At 70.2% G+C, this 20,499-nt stretch carries 18 protein-coding genes and 1 pseudogene; 12 read left to right on the forward strand and 7 right to left on the reverse strand.

All coding sequences use genetic code 11. The annotated features are described in order from the left end of the window. Window positions 1-77: 77 nt before the first annotated feature. Window positions 78-2,519 (reverse strand): glycoside hydrolase family 2 TIM barrel-domain containing protein, encoded by a 2,442-nt coding sequence (locus ACFPIH_RS31660; RefSeq protein ID WP_381176065.1) that lies wholly within the window; start codon window positions 2,517-2,519, stop codon window positions 78-80. 144 nt (window positions 2,520-2,663) lie between these two features. Next, window positions 2,664-3,611, reverse strand: coding sequence for an alpha/beta hydrolase (locus tag ACFPIH_RS31665; protein WP_381176068.1), 948 nt, complete (start codon window positions 3,609-3,611; stop codon window positions 2,664-2,666). Between the two features lie 195 nt (window positions 3,612-3,806). Between ACFPIH_RS31665 and ACFPIH_RS31670 the strand changes: the two genes are divergently transcribed. Beyond that, entirely contained in the window at window positions 3,807-4,733 is a 927-nt protein-coding gene (locus ACFPIH_RS31670; RefSeq protein WP_381176071.1) for a LacI family DNA-binding transcriptional regulator, read from the forward strand. A 24-nt stretch (window positions 4,734-4,757) separates the two neighbouring features. Here the strand turns inward: ACFPIH_RS31670 and ACFPIH_RS31675 are convergent, their stop codons facing one another. From ACFPIH_RS31675 to ACFPIH_RS31695, 5 genes are all read right to left on the reverse strand, one after another. Then, window positions 4,758-5,465 carry an SDR family NAD(P)-dependent oxidoreductase gene (locus ACFPIH_RS31675; protein ID WP_381176074.1) on the reverse strand — a complete coding sequence of 236 codons (708 nt, stop codon included), beginning with the start codon at window positions 5,463-5,465 and terminating at the stop codon, window positions 4,758-4,760. A gap of 630 nt (window positions 5,466-6,095) precedes the next feature. Further along, window positions 6,096-6,449 (reverse strand): VOC family protein, encoded by a 354-nt coding sequence (locus ACFPIH_RS31680; RefSeq protein ID WP_381176077.1) that lies wholly within the window; start codon window positions 6,447-6,449, stop codon window positions 6,096-6,098. Between the two features lie 77 nt (window positions 6,450-6,526). Further along, window positions 6,527-6,817: a hypothetical protein gene (locus tag ACFPIH_RS31685; protein WP_381176080.1), complete on the reverse strand. Its 291-nt coding sequence runs from the start codon at window positions 6,815-6,817 to the stop codon at window positions 6,527-6,529. A 105-nt stretch (window positions 6,818-6,922) separates the two neighbouring features. Then, window positions 6,923-7,861 (reverse strand): LysR family transcriptional regulator, encoded by a 939-nt coding sequence (locus ACFPIH_RS31690; RefSeq protein ID WP_381176083.1) that lies wholly within the window; start codon window positions 7,859-7,861, stop codon window positions 6,923-6,925. 132 nt (window positions 7,862-7,993) lie between these two features. Next, window positions 7,994-8,590, reverse strand: a complete 597-nt coding sequence (locus ACFPIH_RS31695) for a TetR/AcrR family transcriptional regulator C-terminal domain-containing protein (protein WP_381176144.1) — start codon at window positions 8,588-8,590, stop codon at window positions 7,994-7,996. A gap of 233 nt (window positions 8,591-8,823) precedes the next feature. On the opposite strand from ACFPIH_RS31695, the gene ACFPIH_RS31700 reads away from it, so the two are divergent. The 11 genes and pseudogenes from ACFPIH_RS31700 to ACFPIH_RS31750 form a co-directional block, all read left to right on the forward strand. Beyond that, the gene (locus tag ACFPIH_RS31700) at window positions 8,824-10,170 is read left to right on the forward strand and encodes an aminomethyl transferase family protein (RefSeq protein ID WP_381176086.1); all 1,347 of its coding nucleotides are present in this window, start codon (window positions 8,824-8,826) and stop codon (window positions 10,168-10,170) included. A 192-nt stretch (window positions 10,171-10,362) separates the two neighbouring features. Further along, on the forward strand, window positions 10,363-11,301 hold the full coding sequence (folP, locus tag ACFPIH_RS31705) for a dihydropteroate synthase (RefSeq protein WP_381176089.1): 939 nt from the start codon (window positions 10,363-10,365) through the stop codon (window positions 11,299-11,301). Between the two features lie 59 nt (window positions 11,302-11,360). Continuing rightward, the gene (locus tag ACFPIH_RS31710; RefSeq protein WP_381176092.1) at window positions 11,361-12,704 is read left to right on the forward strand and encodes an aminomethyl transferase family protein; all 1,344 of its coding nucleotides are present in this window, start codon (window positions 11,361-11,363) and stop codon (window positions 12,702-12,704) included. Window positions 12,705-12,734: 30 nt separating this feature from the next. Further along, the gene (locus ACFPIH_RS31715; RefSeq protein WP_381176095.1) at window positions 12,735-13,607 is read left to right on the forward strand and encodes a methylenetetrahydrofolate reductase; all 873 of its coding nucleotides are present in this window, start codon (window positions 12,735-12,737) and stop codon (window positions 13,605-13,607) included. Then, window positions 13,604-14,509 carry a formyltetrahydrofolate deformylase gene (gene purU / locus ACFPIH_RS31720; protein ID WP_381176098.1) on the forward strand — a complete coding sequence of 302 codons (906 nt, stop codon included), beginning with the start codon at window positions 13,604-13,606 and terminating at the stop codon, window positions 14,507-14,509. Before ACFPIH_RS31715 ends, purU begins: the two co-directional genes overlap by 4 nt. A 293-nt stretch (window positions 14,510-14,802) precedes the next feature. After that, on the forward strand, window positions 14,803-15,834 hold the full coding sequence (locus ACFPIH_RS31725; RefSeq protein WP_381176101.1) for a chorismate-binding protein: 1,032 nt from the start codon (window positions 14,803-14,805) through the stop codon (window positions 15,832-15,834). Between the two features lie 99 nt (window positions 15,835-15,933). Next, the gene (locus ACFPIH_RS31730) at window positions 15,934-16,860 is read left to right on the forward strand and encodes a LacI family DNA-binding transcriptional regulator (RefSeq protein ID WP_381176104.1); all 927 of its coding nucleotides are present in this window, start codon (window positions 15,934-15,936) and stop codon (window positions 16,858-16,860) included. Between the two features lie 259 nt (window positions 16,861-17,119). Continuing rightward, a complete protein-coding gene (locus ACFPIH_RS31735) occupies window positions 17,120-18,499 on the forward strand; it encodes an aminomethyl transferase family protein (protein ID WP_381176107.1) in 1,380 nt (459 codons plus the stop codon). A gap of 438 nt (window positions 18,500-18,937) precedes the next feature. Further along, a complete protein-coding gene (locus tag ACFPIH_RS31740; RefSeq protein ID WP_381176110.1) occupies window positions 18,938-19,423 on the forward strand; it encodes a hypothetical protein in 486 nt (161 codons plus the stop codon). Window positions 19,424-19,610: 187 nt separating this feature from the next. Further along, the gene (locus ACFPIH_RS31745) at window positions 19,611-20,021 is read left to right on the forward strand and encodes a Rid family hydrolase (RefSeq protein ID WP_381176114.1); all 411 of its coding nucleotides are present in this window, start codon (window positions 19,611-19,613) and stop codon (window positions 20,019-20,021) included. Between the two features lie 214 nt (window positions 20,022-20,235). Then, window positions 20,236-20,376: pseudogene (locus ACFPIH_RS31750) on the forward strand (NF041680 family putative transposase); the annotation flags it as partial. Window positions 20,377-20,499 lie beyond the last annotated feature (123 nt).

Raw genomic sequence — 20,499 nt, forward strand, 5'->3', positions numbered from 1 at the left:
GGCCGGTCCGGGAGCATCTCCGCGCGCACCACCGCGTTGGGTGTGCGCGGTGCCGGGCCGCCGTTGGGTCGCGTCTGCTAGTCGACGTCGACCAGGACTTCGACCGGGTCGCACTCGGGTGCGGAGGCGAGGAGGTGGATCTTGCCGGGACCGGTCGGCCGGAGGACGGCCAGGGCGCGGCCCTCATACGTACGGCGTTCGGTGGCGTCGAAGCGTTCCTCGGAGGCCGGGTCGGCGCTCCCGAAGCCCAACAGGACGCCCGCGCCGGAGACTTCGACCGTGACCGGTCGGTCGGCCGCGGTGTGGAGGGTGCCGTCAGGGTCGGTGAGGGTGAGGGCGATGTAGGCGAGGTCGCCGCCGTTCGCGGTGATGACCTGGCGGTCGGCCTCTGCGCGCAGCTCCACCCGGCCGGTCGCGGAGCGCAGGGTGTGGCGGCCGGTTTCGGTGCCGTCGCGATAGGCGACGGCGAGGAGTTCGCCGGGCTCGTACGTCGTGTCGAACTCCGTGCGGAAGCGGTGGTCCTCGCCCACCGGTTGCCGCCCCAAGGAGCGTCCGTCGAGGAGGAGTTCGACCTCGTCGGCGTCGCCGTAGACCTCGATCGTGACCGGGGATCCCTCGAAGCCGGGCCAGGTCCAGCCGGCGAGGGTGTCGCTCCAGGCCCAGGGCGATCCCGCCCAGGTCCTGCCGTGGTGTTCGGGCCTGCGGACCGCGATGTAGGGCCGGGTGCGCAGGCCGAAGACGATCTCGCGGTAGTAGGAGGCGGGGCGGCGGTGGCCGGTGATGTCCAGGTCGCCGCAGTCCGCGAGCAGGTAGGGGTAGGGCGCGGTGTGGGAGGGGCGGGGTGCGCCGGGGGTGGCGTACTGGGGGCGCCCGATGCCGACTTCGCCGAGGTAGTCCCAGCCGGTCCAGGTGAAGTCGCCGATGACATGGCCGTGTTGCTTCACCAGACGCCAGTTGCCGTCGACGCGGGTGGGGAAGGTCTCGGTGCCGAGGATGATGCGGTTGGGGAACAGGTCGCGGTCCAGGGCGTAGCGGGCCTCGGCGTAGTTCATGCCGGCGACGTCGAGTACGGCGAAGGACTCGGCGGTCTTCTCGGTGACGAGGCCGGAGGCGCTGATCGCGTTCATCATGTCTCCGGCGTCGGCCATGAGGGTGTTGATGCCGGCGCCGTCCTCCGTCGCCCTCTCCTGTGACTGTCGGAGCAGCTTGCCCAGTTCGGACATGACGGCGAGCATGCCGTTCACCGCGTTGGTGACATAGCGCGTGTGGTCCGACGAGCGGACCTTCTCGGCGAGTTTGCGCCCCCACGCGGCCCCGAAGGGCGAGCCGGTCTCGGGGATCTCGTTGCCGATCGAGTACATGATGACGCTGGGATGGTTGAAGTCCTTGGCGACCATCGCCTCGATGTCGCGTTCCCACCATTCCGGGAAGTTCAGGCTGTAGTCGAACTCGCTCTTGCCGGACGTCCACACGTCGAAGGATTCGTCCACGACGAGCATGCCGAGGCGGTCGCAGGCGTCCAGCATCGCCTTGCTCATGGGGTTGTGGGACATGCGGATCGCGTTGAACCCGGCGTCCTTGAGGAGGTGGACCCGGCGTTCCTCGGCCCGGGCGAAGGTCGCGGCGCCCAGAACTCCGTTGTCGTGGTGGACACATGCGCCGCGCAGCTTGACCGTCTCGCCGTTGATCCGCAGGCCGCGTTCGGGGTCCAGGCTCAGGGACCGGATGCCGAAGGTGACGGTCTCGGTGTCCAGGTCCTTCAGGGTCACGGTGGCGGCGTACAGGGTGGGCGAGTCGGTGCTCCAGAGCAACGGGGCGCGGACGTACAGGCGTTGGCGCACGGTCGCGGGCTCGCCCGGCAGCACCGTGACCTTCGAGACGTCGCCCGCGACGACGCTCCCGTCGGCGTCGCGGATCTCGGTGACGACGTCGACCGTACGGACCGCGGTCGAGTCGTTCTCGACCCTCGTCGCGAGCTCGACCACCGCCCGCTCCCCGTCGATGTCCGGCGTGGTGACCCGGACCCCGTCGGGCGCGATCCGGACCACCTCGCCGACGAGCATCCACGTGTCGCGGTAGATACCCGCGCCGGTGTACCAGCGCGAGTCGCGGTGGGTGCGGGCCTCCACGCGGATCTCGTTGTCCTCGCCGAAGCGCAGGAAACGGTCGGCGTCGATGTGGAAGTGCGCGTACCCGAAGGGCCGTTGCCCGGCGTAGTCCCCGTTGATGAAGACGACGGCATCGCGGTAGACGCCCTCGAACTCGAAGAGGATCCGCTTGCCCCGGTGCTCCTCCGGAACGGAGAAGGTCTTGCGGTACTCGTAGGTCCCGCCGGGAAAGTAGGCGCCGGCGCCCCCCTCCATCGTGACCTCGCCGCCAGGCGCGGCGCGTTCCCGCTCGATCATCGCGTCGTGCGGCAGCGTCACCGGGCGGAAGGGAACCGTCGAGCCGGACAGTTCGGCGAAGGGGTTGACCTTGGGGCGGGTCTGCCAGCCGTCGTTGAAGGATGTGCGCATCATGTGATCTCCGTGGGGTGTGGGGCGGGCACCGGTCCGGGGCCGTCGCTCCTCACGACCAGTCGTTGTGGCGATGTACCGATATGCGGATGTGAAGGCAGCGGTCTCGGCCGTGCGGACGCGGTCGGCACACCCCTCCGCGAAGGCCTACGCCTCGCCGGGGACGGCCGGGGCCGATCCGGTCACCCGCGCGCCCAACCAGGCGCGGCTGCGCTCCAGCAGCTCCCGGGCGACGCGAGTGTCGGGAGCCCAGTCCTCGAAGCCGTGGGGCGCGCCGGGGACGAGGTCGAATGCGCAGTCCACGCCCGCGTCGCGCAGGCGTCCGGCGTAGGTGCGGCACTCGTCGGCGAACAGGTCGATGTCGCCCACGCCGATCCAGGCCGGTGGCAGCCCGCTGAGGTCGGTGCGTCGGGCCGCGACCGCGTAGTCAGGGGTGCGTGGGCCGCCGGGCCCGGCGCCGAGGTATGCGCCCCAACCGGTCCGGTTCGCGGTGTTGTTCCACACCCGGTGCTGCACCTGGTCGAGCTCGCGACGCCCGGCGGTGCGGTCGTCCAGCATCGGAGAGAACAGCCACTGCCCGACCGGCTGGACCCCTCCGGCGTCGCGCAGCCGCTGCACCAGGCAGGCCGCCAGACCTGCGCCGGCGCTGGCACCCCCGACCACGATGCGCGCCTGGTCGACCCCGAGTTCCCCGGCTGATTCCCGCAACCACTGCCACGCGGCCGCGGTGTCGTCGAGCGCGGCAGGGAAGGCGTGTTCGGGGGCGAGGCGGTAGTTCGCCGAAACGACGACGATGCCGAGCTCGTGGGCGGTGGCGGAGCAGAAGGCGTCGTCCTGGACGACATCGCCGATGACGTACCCACCGCCGTGCACCCACAGCAGTGCCGCCCCCGAACGACCGGCGGCAGGGGTGTACACGCGGATGCCCGGGCCCTGGCCGATGTCTCTGATGCCGACGCCCGCGACCGGCTCACCGAGCCCGCGCCGACGGACCAGGGCGCGCACGACATGGCGCCCCCACTTCCGACGGATCGGCAGGCGCGGCATTCGCGCGACGCTGCGGCGCAGCTCCGGGTCGACCAGGTCGAGCTTCATCGGCGCCTCTCCTCGAATCCGGTCCCGGACCTGCATCCCACCGAAGGTAAATCGTATTACCAACTGTCTGCGGTACGGTATCCAGCGCACCCCGCACCGCACAACCCTCAGGCCGGACCCGAGCAGACCAGACCAGGCCAGGCCAGACCGCACGCAGGAGGCCGCTGTCGGCCCCCGTCCCGAGGAGCGAGTGAAGTGAGCAAGTCCCCGCGCGCGACAGCCAAGGACGTCGCCCGGGCCAGCGGCGTCTCACAGACCACGGTGAGCTTCGTCCTCAACGGGGCGGCCGGGCACGTCTCCCAGGAGACGCGGGAGCGGGTGCAGCAGGCCGCTCGCGCTCTCGGCTACGTCCCCAACGGCTCGGCGCAGGCGCTGCGCAAGGGGGCGTCCCGCATCGTCCTGCTGAACGTCGAGGGAATCCCCACCGGCAACAGTCTCGGCAGCTACATCCGAGGCCTCGACGCCGAGCTCGCGGCGCACCAGCACGTGCTCCTGGTCCTGCACGGCCACCTCTCCTCGCAGGCGCTCTCCGACGTGGCCCAGGCCGTCTCCGCACGGGCCGTGATCGACCTGGGCAACGCCGGCCGGGCGGACGCGATCGCCCCCGACACCTCCCTCGACGCCTTCTCCGCGCAGGCCGACGTCCCGGTCCAGTACCTCGTCGGCCTCGGCCACCGACACCTCGCCACCGCCATGCCGGACACCCCGGAACTCCAGGCTCTCGCCGGTCTGCGAGAGCGGCTCATCCGGCAGGCCACTCACACCGCGGGCCTGGCCGACTGCCCGACGATGGTCCTGCCCGGCGACCTCGACGCCGCCGAGGAACGGCTACGGACGTTCCGCGCCGAACACCCGGAAGTGACGGCCGTCCTCGCCTACAACGACGACCTCGCACTCCTGACCCTCGCCGCGATGCGACACATCGGGTTGCGGGCACCGGAGGATCTCGCGGTCATAGGGTTCGACGACACCCCGCACGGAGCACTGTTCTCACCTGCCCTGACCACCGTGCACATCGACGCGGAAGCCATCGGCCGAATCGCCGCGCGCAACGCACTTGGCCTGCCGGCGGCCGACACCACTCCCGAACCGGCACGAGTGATCGTTCGGCAGTCCGCGTAACCGACCGTCCCCACTCGGCTGCTGTCACCCCACGGGCAGGACGACGCCGTTGACCTTCTTCGCGGCCCCGGAGGCGAGGAACAGCACGGCGTCGGCCTGCTCCGCGGGCTCGGCGCAGGAGTCGCCCCGGCCGGGATCAATGCCGGCGTCGATGGGGGTGGCGATGGCGTTGGCCCGGATGCCGTGTTCGCGGTACCGCGCGGCGAGGGATTTCACCAGGCCGACGGCGCCGTGTGCGACGGCGGTGCAGGCGGCCCCCGCGGCGCCGCCGCGCAGACCGGCCTCGGACACGGTGAGGACGATCGCCCCGTGTCCCCTGGCCAGCATGTGCGGCAACGCGGCGCGGGTCAGCAGATAGGGCGCGGTCAGACCGGCCGCGATGACGCGGTGCCACTCGGTGTCGTCCGGGTCGTCGGTGTCGGCGAGGGCGGTCGTACGGTCGGGGATCCCGGTGTTGTGTACCAGGACGTCCAGCCCGCCGAAGGTTCCCACGGACGTCGTGACGACCTCGTCCACCACCCGCGGGTCACAGGGATCGCCGGTCACGGCGCGAGCGATGCCACCCGCGTAGGTAATGGTCTTGACCACCTGTATGGCGGCGTCCCCGTCCCGGTCGGTGACCAGGACCTTGGCGCCCAGCGCGGCGAAACCGAGGGCCGAGGCCCGTCCGATGCGGGATCCCGCACCGGTCACGACGACACCGCGCCCCTCGAGGTCACCTTCGCTCCTCATGTGTCTCCTGGCTCTCACGTCGTTTCCTGGCATGTGCCCTCCGTCGATCGGGAGCGGCGAGTCCCCATGGGCCGGTGTCCTCGGACCCGGCGGCCGGCCGGGGGGAGTGGTCCGGCCGCCGGGCCCGAGGCTGCGCCGTCCCCCGTCCCCACGGGTGCGGCGCGGGGGCCGACTTCTGCGGCGGCCCCGGTATGAGTGCACACGGTCGCGCTATGACGATGCCGCCGCGGGAGTGGGCGGCAGGGCGACCCTGCGATGTCAACGATCCCGGCATCGGGCCGCGTCAACGAGGGAGTGCGCTCCCGAACCCGTGGTGCAGCCGGCTACACCATCGGACGGCAGCGGGTCTCTCGACCTCGTGAAATGCATCGGCGCGCCCTGGCGGCCGGCGAAGATCTGCTTCTCCGATCTCGTCAGGGACGGCAATGCCGCACCTTCCTCACCTTCTCGGGCATCGCCACCGCGGCCCTCGTGTCCAGCGACGCGACCGGCGCCTGCGTGCTTGGCCTGCCGCCGACGGCGTCCGGACCTGCATCGCGCCTCCCACCGCGGCGCGAGTTCGGTGACAGGTTCGCCGAGGTGTTCCCATGACAGCGAGCAGAAGGTGTCACCGCCTGCGTGAAGACGCGGTCAGGCCGGCTGCCACAGCTCGATCCGATTGCCCTCCGGATCGGTGACCCAGCCGAATCGACCGACGCCCTCCATGTCCTGCGTTTCCTGGACCACGTCCGCTCCCTTGGCGCGCAACTGCGCGAGCATCGCGTCCAGGTCGCGGACCCGGAAGTTGAGCATGGTTCGCTGGGCGCGGGATCCGAAGTAGTCGGTCTCGGACTCGAACGTCGCGAACACCGTCGGCCCGGCTTCCTGACGCCACAGGCCGTTCTCGTCGGCGTCCAGGCCCAGGCAATCGCGGTACCACGCGCTCAGGGCCGCGGGGTCGGCGGCCCGCATGAAATATCCACCGATTCCAAGCACACGTTCCATGCCGCCATCTTGCCAGGACGGCGATCGGGCGGGCCGGCACCACACCATCGCCCGCTTCACCCCCCCCGCCTGACCCGTCACCCCCGGCGGGCGCCGCCGCGCCGTACCGGGACGTGCATCAGATCGGCGCGGCGGAGCATCCGGCCGGGCTTCCGGCAGGCCCAGACCCGCCGGCCCTTCGGGGCGGGTGGACCGCTGTTGCCCCCGAGCAGGACGAGTGACAGAGCGGTGTCCGAGGCGGGTGCGGCCGTGGCGGGGGAGCCGAGAGCAGCGGCGCGGCGCCCACGGCCGAGGCCGCCACCGCGCCCAGGAGCGTTCTGCGGCGAGTTGGTCTCCACGTCCTGGGTCGGCTGGTCGTTCTGACACATGTGGGCGGCTCCTCTGCGATGCGCAGGACCTGGCGGGGCGGTCAGGGCGCGGCACAGCAGGACTCGACCCGCTTGTCGTCCTGACGCCGCACAGCGCGACCGCGATCACTGGTCGGGATGCTGCCCGTCGCCGCCCGTCCGGATCGTCGGGGTGGGGTTCTCCCTGAACCATCGCGTGAGGAATTCGAGCAGGGTGACGATCTTCCGCGGCACCGTCCGGCCGGGGCCGTAGACCGCGTACAGCGGGCGGTCGGGGACGGGTACCGCGGGGAGCTGGACCCGCAGTGCTCCGGAGACCAGGTCGTCGTACGCCGATCGCTGGGGCAGCACGGCGATGCCGCGGCCCTGGACGGCGGCCTTCTGCAGGGCGATGTACGAGTTCGAGGAGAAGGCCACATTGCGGATCTTGTGCAGGCTGGAGTTCGATCCGTGTCCGAGCCGCCACACGGGCTCGTTCACGTGCACCAGGCAGTCGCGGTCGGCCAGATCGCCGGGGTGGTCAAGATCGCCGTGGCGTTTGACGTAGTCCTCGGACGCGCACAGGACGAAGGGCAGAGACGCGATCTTCCTGAGGTGTATCCGGGAGTCCCGCAGGTCCCGCGTGTGCAGCGCGACGTCGAAACCACTGTCCAGGAAGTCATAGGTGCGCTCCGACAGACCTCCCAGTTCGAACCGCACGGCGATCTTCGGATGGTCGGCGGCGAAGGCGGCGATGGCGTCCCCGACGTCGAGACTGCCGATCCACTTGGGGCACAGGACGTTCAGAGGGCCTTCCGCCCGGTCGTGCAGGTGCCCGATGAGAGCGTCCTCCGCCTCGATCTCGGCGAGAATGCGGGCGGCGAACTCGGAGTAGCGCAGGCCCGTTTCGGTGAGGCTGACCGAGCGGGACGTGCGGTTGACGAGGCGGACACCGATCTGCCGTTCCAGTTCCGCCACGTGACGTGAGACGAGGGAACCCGACGAGTTCAGCGCCCGGGCGGCGCCGCTGAAACTGCCGATCTGCGCGACGGTGACGAAGCTGCGCATCAGGAGTATGCGGTCCATGGAAGTACCTCCTGGGGCAGGTGAGAGGTGCTGAGGAGCCTCTCTGCTAGAACGATTTAGTTGACGCGATGACGCGACGCTAGCAGAAGCCCTTCGCCACACGCGAGAGGCGGGAAGGGCGGAAGCCCGGAGCTACGTGGTCGTGCCGCGCAGGAAGATCCGGACCGCCGTGGCGATGCTCTCCCTGACCTCCGCGTCGTCCGGCTTGTGCGGCGAGTTCGTCAGCAGCCGCATCTGGGGGTCGCCGAGCATCGCCTGGTACAGCTGGGCCGCCGCGCGCACGGGGTCGGCGACTTCGATCTCACCCGCGTCCCGGGCCCGCCGCAGATACCTGGCCAGAACACCCTGGCCGGCGGCGGGGCCGTGCTCGAAGAAGGCGCGGCCCACCCCCGGCATGCGTGCCGCCTCCGCGGTGACCAGCCGGTGCAGGGCGATGGCCTGCGGGGTGAGGACCAGGGCGGCGAAGTGACCGCCCAGGGCTGTGAGTGTCTCGCTGAGATCGGTGCCGGGGGGAGTGAAGGACTGAACCGGCGTCGACCACTCGTCGCACAGGGCCTCCACCGCGGCCTGGAACAGCTCGGCCTTGTCCGCGAAGTGCCGGTACAGCGTCGCCTTGGATCCGCCGACCTCCGTCAGCACATCCTCCATCGTGACGCCGGCGTACCCCTTGGTGAGGAACAGCTCGCCCGCCGCCCGCAGGATCAGCTTCCGGCGGTCCGCGGCTCTCATCCTCTGCACGGCCGACATCGTATAACCGCCCCCTTGCCCGCCCCTGCCGCTGACCGTACTGTACGGTACAGTACCGTCGCTGACCGGGCCGGAACCGGGTCGGCGCCTGTGTGATCGCGTTGGGCCGTCAGGCCCACCGGACGGACGTTCACCCCGTCCCTTCGCCGAATCGGCATCCTTCCCACCCGCTGTCGCGGCACCCGCAGCCGCATCCGCATGACATGGAGGAAGCAATGGCACATCTCGAGGACCAGATACGCGAGGCCGGTGGCCCGCTGGCGCTGCTGCGCGGCGGGCGGTCGGGGGCGTACCCCTTCCCGATCCGCGCCGAGTTCACCAACTGGCGTGACGAACAGGAGAGCTGGCGCACCACGGCCGCGCTCATGGACCTCTCCCACCACATGACCGACCTCACGGTGGAGGGCCCGGACTGCTACCGCCTGCTGTCCGAACTCGGCGCGAACAGCTTCGAGGGCTTCGGCCCGATGCAGGCCAAGCAGTTCATCGCGGTCAACCACGACGGCTACATGATCGGCGACTGCATCCTCTTCTGCCTCGCCGACCACTTGGTCCGGATCGTCGGACGCCCGCCGGCCCTCAACTGGGTCCAGTTCCACGCCGAGACCGGCGGCTACGACGTCACCGTCCGCCGCGACGAGCGCACCGCGCAGAACCCGCACGGCCGCGAGTTCTACCGGCTGCAGTTGCAGGGCCCGTACGCGGCCCGCATCTTCGAGGACGTCAACGGCGGTCCCATGCCGGACATCCCCTTCTTCACCATGGGCCGGTTCCACATCGGCAAGTACGAGGTCACGGCCCTCAACCACCGTATGTCCGGCTTCCCCGGCCTGGAGTTCTTCGGCCCCTACGCCGACCTCGACGGCATCCGCGACACGCTCCTCGAGGCGGGCGCGCCGTACGGGATCCGCCAGATCGGCGGTCGCGCCTACGCCTCCGTGGCCACGGAGTCCGGCTGGATCGCGTCCACCGTGCCCGCGGTCTACTCGGGCGAGAGCATGAAGCCGTACCGCGAGTGGCTGGGCGCGCGGAGCTTCGAGGCGAACCTCTCGACCGGTGGCAGCTTCGTCCCCGACCGGATCGACGACTACTACGTCACCCCCTACGACCTGGGCTACGGCCACATCCTCAAGTTCGACCACCCCTTCATCGGCCGTGAACCCCTGGAGCGGATGCGCGGACGGAAGCACCGCAGGAAGGCCTGGCTGTCCTGGCACCGCGACGACGTCGCCCGCGTCTACGCGAGCATGTACGAGGAGGGGGACAGGCGGTTCAAGTACATCGAGACGCCCGCCGCTTTCTACTCGGCCTCACAGTTCGACCGCGTCGAGAGCGACGGCCGGCTCATCGGGCTGTCGACGCTCTGCAGCTACTCGTCCAACGTCCGCGGCTGGATCTCCGTCTGCATGATCGACGCGGACGAACTGGGCTACGGACGCGAGGTCGACCTGGTCTGGGGCGAGCCGAACGGCGGATCCGCCAACCCGACCGTCGAGCGGCACGCGCAGACCGTCATCCGCGCGACCATCTCCCGCCGGCCGTTCGCGAGCGACAAGCGCTGACGCGTCGGCCTCCCCGGGTCCTGGGCGGTGACAACCCGTCCGGCGTGCAACATCAGCTTTCGCTCGACGAACGGGAGCACGCCGCCCAGGAACTAGAACGATTAAGCACCTCTCTGTAACATGACTGCCTAATCGATTTAGCATTCCATTCCCTTCCCGCAGCAGGGCGCGGGATCGAGGAGGTTGCCGCCGATGTCAACCGTGCGAAGCGTCGCCGCCGTCGGGAGGCCGGGACCGCCGGCGGAGAGGGAAGGGCTTCCCGGACCGGGCCGCTGTCTGGTCATGGGGATCCTCAACGTCACGCCCGATTCCTTCTCCGACGGCGGTCTGTACGCGGACCGTCGGCGCGCGGTCGACCGGGGACTCGAACTCGCCGCGCAGGGCGCCGACATCGTGGACGTGGGCGGCGAGTCCACCCGGCCGGGGGCGGGCCCCGTGGCCCTGGAGGAGGAACTGGCCCGGACCGTCCCGGTGGTGCGGGAACTCGCACGGGCCGGTGTGTGCACGAGCGTCGACACCATGCACGCGCCCGTTGCCCGAGCCGCCGTCGAGGCGGGAGCGCGCATGGTCAACGACGTCAGCGGCGGGCTGGCCGACCCGGCCATGGCACGGGCGGTCGCCGCCGCCGGTGTCCCGTACGTGGCCACGCACTGGCGTACGTCGAGCCGCTTGATGGACCGTCATGCGGACTACGACGATGTCGTCGCCGACGTCACGGCCGAACTCGCCCGCCGACTCGGGCAGTTGGCGGAACAGGGTGTCGACCCCGCCCGCATCGTCCTCGATCCGGGGCTCGGCTTCTCCAAACGGCCGGAGCACGACTGGGCGTTGCTGGCCGGCCTCGGCTCCCTGCGGCGACTGGGGTACCCCGTGCTCGTCGGTGCCTCCAGGAAGCGTTTCATCGGTGCGGCTCTCGCGGACGGCGGCGCCGGTGAGGTGCCGCCCGGGGGACGGGACGCGGCGACGGCCGCGGTCTCCGCGCTCGCGGCGCTCAACGGCGCGTTCTGTGTACGCGTCCACGACGTCCGGGCCAGCCTCGACGCCGTGCGTATGGCGGCCACGTACCTCGCTCACCTCGACCGCGACGGCTCTCGGGCCGGCGGTGTTCCGGTCGGCGCCGGCGCTCGCTAGATCGTTTCAGCACTAGATCGATTCAGTCCCAAGGCAGACAGCCAGCAGAAGGAGCCGTCATGGCAACCCCCTCCCTCCAGAACGCTATCGACAAGGCCGGCTCGGCGATGAAGCTGCTGTGGCAGCCGAACGCCGAGCCGTGGCTCCCCGAGGTCGTCGCGCGCGAGTACGCGGGGTGGCGTCAGGAGCAGGCCGCCTGGCACGAGGGCTTGGCGCTCCTCAACCTCTCGCACCACATGTACGACCTGTGGATCGAGGGTCCGGACGCCACCCGGGTGCTGGCCGACCACGGAGCCAACAACTTCGAGAAGTTCGCGATCGGACAGGCCAAGCAGTACGTGCCGGTCACCCGGAACGGCCATATCGTCACCGACGGGATCCTGGCCCGCGAGGGCGAGAACAAGTACCTGCTCAGCGGGATCCCGGCCGCGCAGAACTGGGTGCGGCACCACGCGGAGAAGGGCGGCTACGACGTCGGCTTCGTCACCGACCCCTCCTCCGCCTTCCGCCCCGGCGGCGGAGACCCGAAGCTGTTCCGCTACCAGATCCAGGGCCCCCTGGCCGTGGAACTGGTGGAGCGGGCCTTCGGCGGCCCGCTGCCGGAGACGAAGTTCTTCCACTCCAGCCCGGTCGTCCTCGACGGCCGCTCCTTCCGCGCCCTGCGCCACGGCATGGCCGGCCAGGCCGGCTATGAGTTCATCGGCCCGTGGGAGCACGCCGCGTACGTCCACGAGGCGTTCTGCAAGGTGGGCGAGCCGCTCGGCCTGATCCAGGTCGGCGCCCTGGCGTATGCCACCCCGAGCGTGGAGAGCGGCTGGATCCCCTCGCCGGTACCCGGCATCTACACCGACCCCGACCTGCTGGAATACCGCGAGTACCTGCCCCTGTTCGGCATCGAGGGCAAGCGCCCGCTGAACGGCAGCTACTTCTCCGAGGACATCGAGGACTACTACGTCTCCCCCTACGAGCTCGGCTACGGCAAGATGATCCACTTCGGCCATGACTTCGTGGGCCGGGACGCCCTGCTGAAGGCCAAGGACGGACCGCTGCGCACCAAGGTCACCCTCGTCCTGGACCCGGACGACGTCCGCACCCTCATCGGACAGGGCGAGGACCCCGGCTTCGTCCTCACCTACGCCCGGCACCGGGTGGAGAACGGCTCCGGCCTGGTCGGCATGACCATGCAGAGCGCATCGATCGACCCGGTGGGAACGGTCCTCGCCCAGACCCTGATCGACGCCGAGTACACCGCACCGGGCACCGAGGTCACGGTCGTCTGGGGCGAGCACCCCGGCTCCGGCACCGACCCCGAGGCGGACCTCGGCTTCCCCCGCATCCGCGCCACCGTCCAGCCGGCGCCGTTCAACGAGCACGCGCGGACCCTCTACCGGCGCAACCGCTGACGCCGCACTCGGAAAGCGAGACGCAAGACGATGAACCCCGCGAGCACGGTACGCACGGTGGTCGGGACCTCGCTCCTCGAGGACTACTCCCTGGAGATGACCGGCAAGGACGTCCCCAAGCTGGAGGAGGCCCGCGACACCATTCCCCAGGGCACCCGGATCAACGTCACCTTCCTCGGCAACGAGGACCCACAGCTGCGGCTGGACGCGGCCCGGGCGGTGAAACGGCTCGGGTTCGTGCCCGTACCGCACATATCCGCCCGCCGGCTCGGGTCGCGCGACGACTTCGAGCGGTTCCTGGCCGGACTGCGGGCCGACGGCACCGCAGACAACGTGTTCCTGGTCGGCGGTGACCCGGCACACCCCGAGGGACCCTACGAGGACGCGCTGTCCCTGATCCGGACGGGACTGCTGCAGGAGTACGGCGTACGGAGCGTCGGCATCACCGGCTACCCGGAGGGCCACCCCGCGATCGACGGCGGGGCGCTGTGGTCCGCGCTGCACGACAAGCACACCGCCCTCGCCGACCAGCCGCTGGAGGCAGGCGTCATCACGCAGTTCGGATTCGACGTCGAGCCGGTGCTGGCCTGGGTGGAAGAGGTACGGCGGCGCGGTATCGGGGTGCCGATCAGGATCGGGGTGCCCGGCCCCGCCGGAGTGCGCCGGCTGATGTCGTACGCGAGTCGCTTCGGGGTCGGCACCAGCGCCTCCGTCGTCAAGAAGTACGGGTTCTCCCTGACCAACCTGATGGGCACCGCCGGTCCGGACCGCTTCCTGCGCGAACTCGCCGCCGCCCACGATCCGGCCCGGCACGGCGAGTTGAAGATCCACTTCTATACGTTCGGCGGGCTCGGGGCCACCTCCGAGTGGGCCACCCGTTTCCGGAAGGAAAGCCTGGCATGACCCTCACGCAAGACCGCCCTGTCCGCAGCGCGACGGGCAGGCCCCCCGCGCAACAGGCGTCGCTCATCGTGCAGGGCGCGGACGCCACGGGCATCGTCGCCGCCGTGACATCGGTCCTGAGCGGCCACGGCGCGAACATCGTCTCCCTCGACCAGTACTCCGACAACCCGCAGGGCGGCGCCTTCTTCCAGCGCACCGTCTTCGGCCTCGACGGCCTCCAGGCCGCGCTCCCCGCCCTCCGGGCCGACCTGAACCAGGAGTTGGCGGAGAGGTTCGGGCTGCGCTACACGCTCCGCGACCTCTCCGTGCCCAAGCGGGTCGCGATCTTCGCCTCCAAGTCCGACCACTGTCTGCTCGACCTGCTGTGGCGCCACCGGCAGGGTCAACTGCCCGTCACCATCTCGATGGTGATCTCCAATCACCCGGATGTGGCCGAGGAGGTACGGAGCTTCGGCATCCCCTTCTTCCATGTCCCCTGCCAGGGCGCGGACAAGTCGGTGGCGGAGGCGGAACACCTGCGGCTGCTGAAGGGCAACGTCGACTTCGTCGTCCTCGCCCGCTACATGCAGATCCTCTCCGGCGACTTCATCGACAACGTCGGCGTCCCGGTCATCAACATCCACCACTCCTTCCTGCCCGCCTTCATCGGCGCCGGACCGTACGCCAAGGCCAAGGGGCGGGGCGTGAAGCTGGTCGGCGCCACCGCCCACTACGTCACCGAGGACCTCGACGAGGGGCCGATCATCGAGCAGGACGTCGTCCGGGTCACCCACGCCCACACCGCGGCCGACCTCGCCCGTCGCGGGGCCGACGTGGAACGCGCGGTGCTCTCCCGCGCGGTGCTGTGGCACGCCGAGGACCGGGTGATCCGGGACGGCAACCACACCATCGTCTTCGCCTGACCGGGCAGTCCTTCGGCACAGCGACCGCCCGGTGCGGGGATGCACGGCCCTGCCGTGCGTCACCCCCTGCGACGACCGGGCCGGCCGCCCGCGACGACCGGCGGCCGACCCGGGGCCGCGCCCCTGCACACCCAGCGGCGTCATCGGACTGCTCGCCGCCGAGGGCATTCCCCTCAAAGGCCCCCGCGTCGCCGTGCTCCTCGTCAACACGCTGCGTGCCGCCCAGTGGGCTGCGGAACGCCGGGCTGTCGCGGCGTGGGGGCTGAGCGATACCGCACCACAGGAGGCACGGAATGGACGAGCTCCCTCCCCTGGCGCTGTTCGGCGGACGTCTCGCCACCGGGCTCGTGGACGTCACCGGAGATCCCTCAGCGCTGGACTCCGAGGGTTTCTGGGCCGTGACGGCCGACTTCGAGGGCCACCTGACGTGCGCGCGCTTCCGCGACGTACGCCGGATCCGGAACGGCGACGTTCGCACGGCTGTCTGGCGCGGACCGCGGGCCCGAGCGTGGTCCACCTCGCTCGACCGGAGCGCTTACAAAAAAGGAGTGGAACGCATCCGCGAGCACATCGCGGCCGGTGAGGTCTATCAGGCGAACCTGTGCCGGGTGTTGTCCGCTCCCGTCGGCGCGGATTCCGACGTGCTCGCCCTCGCCGGTCTCCTGGTACGGCACAACCCGGCGCCGTACGCCGGAGTCGTCCGCGTGCCGCGCCACGGGGTGGAGGTGGCCTGCGCCTCCCCGGAACTCTTCCTCCGTCGCGACGGCGGAGACATCGTCTCCGGACCCATCAAGGGAACCGCCCGTACCGAGGCGGACCTGCTGGAGAAGGACCACGCGGAGAACGTGATGATCGTCGACCTGGTCCGCAACGACCTGGGCCGGGTCTGCGTTCCGGGTTCCGTGACCGTGCCCGACCTGTGTGCCGTGGAGAGGCATCCGGGGCTCGTCCACCTCGTCTCCACCGTGGGCGGACGTCTGCGCGACGGTGTGGGGTGGCCCGAGCTCCTCGCCTCGACGTTCCCTCCCGGTTCGGTCACGGGGGCGCCCAAGGAGAGCGCTCTGCGGATCATCGACGCCCTGGAGACGGCCCCTCGCGGCCCCTACTGCGGCGGAATCGGCTGGGTGGACGCCGACCGCGCGCGTGGCGCCCTGGCGGTGGGCATCCGCACCTTCTGGATCGACCGGGCCGAGGGAGCCCTGAAGTTCGGCACGGGGGCCGGTATCACCTGGGGCTCGGAGCCGGAAGGGGAGTGGCAGGAGACCGAACTCAAGGCACGCCGACTCCTGGACATAGCGTCGGCGCGACACCCGGGCGCCGCGTAGGCTGGCCCTCGACGCTTAATCGTTCTAGACGTCGGACAGCACTTCCGGTGGCGCCCCTCGTGGGCCGGGGTGTTGGCGATGGTGAGGGAGTGTGCCGGCATGGGTCGTTCGGGCCGCGTGACGTTGAGCGACGTGGCCAAGGCGTCCGGTGTGTCGAGGGCGACGGTGAGCTTCGTACTGAACGACGACCCACGGCAGACGATCTCGGCGGCCACCCGGGAGCGGGTCATGGAGGCCGCCACCGACCTGGGATACGTCCCGCACGGCATCGCCCGCGCCCTGCGCGAGGGCTCCTCGCGCATCGTCGTGCTCAACGTCGACTGGGGCATGGAGGGCAACTTCTCCCGGAGTTACGTCCGGGGTCTGGACGAGGAACTGGCCGAGCACGACCACATCCTCCTGGTCCGGCACGGACACTCGATCCCGGAAGCCACGCAGAAGGTGTTGGACACCATCGCGCCCCGGGCGGTGCTGCGGCTCGGCGAGGTCTACATGCGGGGCCACGAGCCCATCGAGGAGGACTGGGAGAACGGGTTCGCGGCCAACGCCGCGCTGCAGATCGGCCACCTTGCCGAGCGGGGGCACACGCGGATCGCGATGGCCATGCCCGACCACGACTTCCCGCTGACCGAGGCCAGGCTCGGCTTCGCCCGGGAGGCGGCCCGGCGGCTGGGGCTGCCGCCCCTGGGCCACCTCGTCGTGCCGAGGCCCCGCGAGGCCGGCGCGGCCGCCGTCGCGACGTTCCTGGCGGCCCACGCGGACGTGACCGCCCTGGCCGCCTTCGACGACGACATCGCCCTGCGCAGTCTGACGGCCCTGCGTGACCTCGGGCGCCGGGTGCCGGAGGACATGGCCGTGATCGGCTTCGACGAGACCGAGCACGGCTCCCTGTCCACGCCCGCCCTCACCACCGTCCACATCGACGCCGAGATCCTCGGCCGGATCGCCGCCCGCAACGCCCTGGGTATCGACAGCGGGGGGCTGGCGCCCGTGTCCGGCCGGATCGTGGTCCGCGCGTCGGTGTGACCGGCGGAGGCCACCACCGCGCGACCCTGTGACAACGATCTTCGTCGAGTCCGTCGCCGTCGTTCCCGCCGTCTGCTACGGTCCAACTAAACCGATCTAGTTGCCTCCTTCGTGACCGGACGAGCGAAGAGGCATCTGAGTGATTCAGGTAGCTTCGACTCTTTTCGCCCCTTGCCCTGCACCCCCGCCGACGCGTGGCCGAGTGCCGCGGCGTTCCACAGCCGGACCGGACCGGGTCGCCGGAGAAGTCGAAGCGCCCATGAGCAGGAGGACCTCCGTGGACATCGCCGAGGCTCAGCGCAGCACCTACGAAGCGGTCCTGCGGCTGAAGGACGCCCCCTTCATCGCCGAGCGGCCCGCGTACTTCAGCCCGGCCGCGGCAGCCCAGGACGAGAGCAACACCCAGGGAGCCTTCGCCCCCTTCGCACAGATCCTGCTGCCTCTCGAATACACCAACTGGATAGAGGAGTCCGCCGCGCATGTCACCTCCTGCTACCTCGGCGACTGGTCCAGCCTGCACAAGGTCGTCGTCCGAGGGCGGGAGGCCCTGGACTTCCTCGCCTGGCTGGGCATCAGGGACCTGTCCCGCTTCGCACACGGGCAGATCAAGCACCACGTCCAGCTCGACCAGAGCGGCTGGGTGGCGTCCGAAGGGATCCTGTGCCGCCTGGACGAGGAGGAGTTCCTGTACACGGCAGGCAGCGGGGACTGGCTGATCTGGCAGCTGAGCCAGGGGAGTTGGGACGCGGAGATCCAGGACGTCAGCCCCGACCGGTTCATCTTCGGCATCCAGGGCCCGGCGGCCCTGGACACGCTGGAGAAGCTGACGGGGGAGGACCTGCGCGACATCGCCTTCAGCCGGAGCCGGATGTCCAGGATCGCCGGAGTCCCGGTGCGGGTCCTGCGCACGGGCATCTCGGGCGAGCTCGGCTACGAACTGCACGGCCCCGCCGGGCACGCCAGCGAGATCTGGTCGGCCACCGTCGAGAGCGGCGGTCGGTTCGGAATCCGCCAGCTCGGTCTCAGGTCGCAGCCGGTGCAGCACATCGAGGCGGGCATCGCCACCAACGGCCTCGACTATCTCCCCGCCTCCATCCTGACGCCCGGCGCGCCGAGGCAGTTCAGGAGGGGAACGCCGGGTGGCAGTTTCGTGCCCGAGAACGGCATCACGGACTACTTCCGCAAGCCGGGCGAGCTGGGCTGGGGTTTCCGCAAGGGAGTCCCCGACCGTGACTTCCAGGGCCGTGACGCGCTGGCCGCCGACGCCGCCGAGGGAGAACCGCGGCGGACGCTCGTGGGCCTGCGCTGGCACTCCGAGGACGTCGCCGGCATCCTCACCGCGCACCTCGGTGAGGGCGAACTGCCCGACCCGATGGAGGTCCCGCGCGGCCGTGGCCCGGCCTTCGACCAGGTCCTCGTCGGCGGACAGCGGGTGGGTGTGTCCACCGGCCGGACCGTCAGCGTGAACCTGCGGGCGACCATCTCCCTCTGCGTGATCGACGACGACCACGCCACCCCCGGGAGCGAAGTCGTGGTGCTGTGGGGGCGGCCGGGGACCGCGCAGCGCGAGGTCCGGGCGACAGTGTCCGCGCTGCCGTTCAAGCCGGACCGGCGGCGGACCGACGTCTCGGCGCTGTGAGACGACGGCGGCAGCCCGCCGCGGCTGCCGCCGTCGGGCACCGGCGTTCAGCTTGTCGTTTCAGGTCCGGCGTCGAACGCGGCTCGAACCTGGTCGGTGTTTTCGCAGTTCAGCGGGCGTGAGGGCGGCCTTCGTCTGATCCTTTGCTCCGTCACAGAGGCAGAGGAACAGGACGAAGGCCGTGGTCGTGAGTCTGGAGTGCCTGGGCGTCCTGCGGGACGCGTTCGCGGAAGTGTCACGCTTGCACGAACACCTCCCCGGGACCGGCGTCAGGCAGCAGACTCACCTTCACGGCCTTCGTCTCGATCTGAGCGGCGTACGGCCACCCTGACAATTCTCAGGTGCCGCCGGCTCCCCCTCCTCCCTAAGGTTCGAGTCGTCCTCCAGGCCCCGGCCTCATCACGGGGTTCCTTCCACAGACAGGAAGAGACAACTCTCATGCGCCTGTTACGTTCCACCCTCGCCACGGTCGCGGCGCTGTGCACGGTAGCCACCGGTGTCGTCCTCGCTCAGCCCCCGCAGCCCGCCGCGGCCGCGGCCTCCGACTGCGTGGGAGGCAAGCGCGGCTTCCGCGACCACCCGGACAACGCGTCGGGCGATTCCGTGAAGCCGCGGGAGTTCTGGGTCGGCAACGTCCACTTCACGCTCGAGAAGGGCGTCTACGGCAGCACGCAGATCGGCTTCGGCAAGATCAGCGGTCAGACCCGACCCGGCGACAAGGTCTGGATGGACTGGCGGGCAAACGGCTGGGACAACGCTGACTCCGTGTCCCCCTGGCTCCAGTGCGGTCCCTTCACCGTCCGGTCCGCGGGACAGAGCCTGACCACGCCCTTCCGGCGGACCAGCACCGACCCCGAGTACCAGTTCCGGGTCTGCGGCTCGCTGGTCACGGACCCCCCGGCCAAGTGCTCCGCCTGGTGGTAGACCACGCCGGCCCGCTACCGCCCCCAGCGAAAGGCTCAACCATGCGCGGGGTCGGCTGGCGCCGTGGCCGCGCAGGTGCCCGACGGAGTCAGGCTCAGCTTGTTCTTTAACCTCGCGCCGCGATCGGCGGTCGCGACGGGGGGAAATTGCGATGCGTGTGTGCGTCATGCTGGTCAGACTCGCGGGCATGACAGCGAAGATCACCCACATCAATCCCGAGCAGTTGCATGACACGCCCGGCTACCACCACATCACCGTGGTGGAAGTCGGCCGGACGGCGTATCTGGCGGGGCAGTGCCCGCTCGATCGGAGCGGTTCCCTTGTCGGCTCGGGCTCCGTCGAGGTGCAAGTCGATCAGGTCGTCGTGAACGCGCTCGCTGCCCTCGCGGCAGTGAGTGCCCAGCCCCATCACGTTGTGCGTTCGGTGATCTACGTGCGGAGCGACGACAGAGATGTCCTGGGCACTGCATGGCATCGGCTCACCACCTCCGCCCTCGGGTCGGCGTTCGCATCCGCCAGCACGCTCCTGGGCGTTGCACAGCTGGGCTTCGCAGGACAGCTGGTCGAGGTTGACCTTACCGTCGCGCTGCCCGACTGAGCCGATTCCTCACGCCTCGAACGGCGTCTTGAACTTCTTCGCCCGCTTGGTCATGTGCCGGACGCCGAGGCGGCCACCGTCTGATCATGTGCTCCGACCAAGGTGCACGTGACCACGACGAAGGCCGTGAGGGTGAGTCTGCTGCCTGAAGCTGCTGTGGGGGAAGCGTTCGCGGAAGCGTCACGCTTTCGGGACGAGTTGTATGCGTGTCTGAGCCGCCTACACCCAGCTCAGGCTCGCCCGCCCGCTTGTCCAGGACCCGCGGCATCCCTGGGAAAGACCGGCCGCACCCGACCGCCTCACCCCTGCCCGGGTACGCCGGACGTTTCGGAACCTCCGCCAGCACATGCCGAGGCTGTCGCACGGCTTCTGCCCGGTGAAGGTCAAGGGTTCTTCTTGGGCGGGTGATTGATGAGCTTGTTGATGTTGTGCACCGTGCCGAGGAGCTTGATCTCGGCGTCCACCGCCTGGCGGCCTC

The organism is Streptomyces vulcanius, assembly GCF_042653945.1.
GTDB classification, from domain to species: domain Bacteria; phylum Actinomycetota; class Actinomycetes; order Streptomycetales; family Streptomycetaceae; genus Streptomyces; species Streptomyces mangrovi.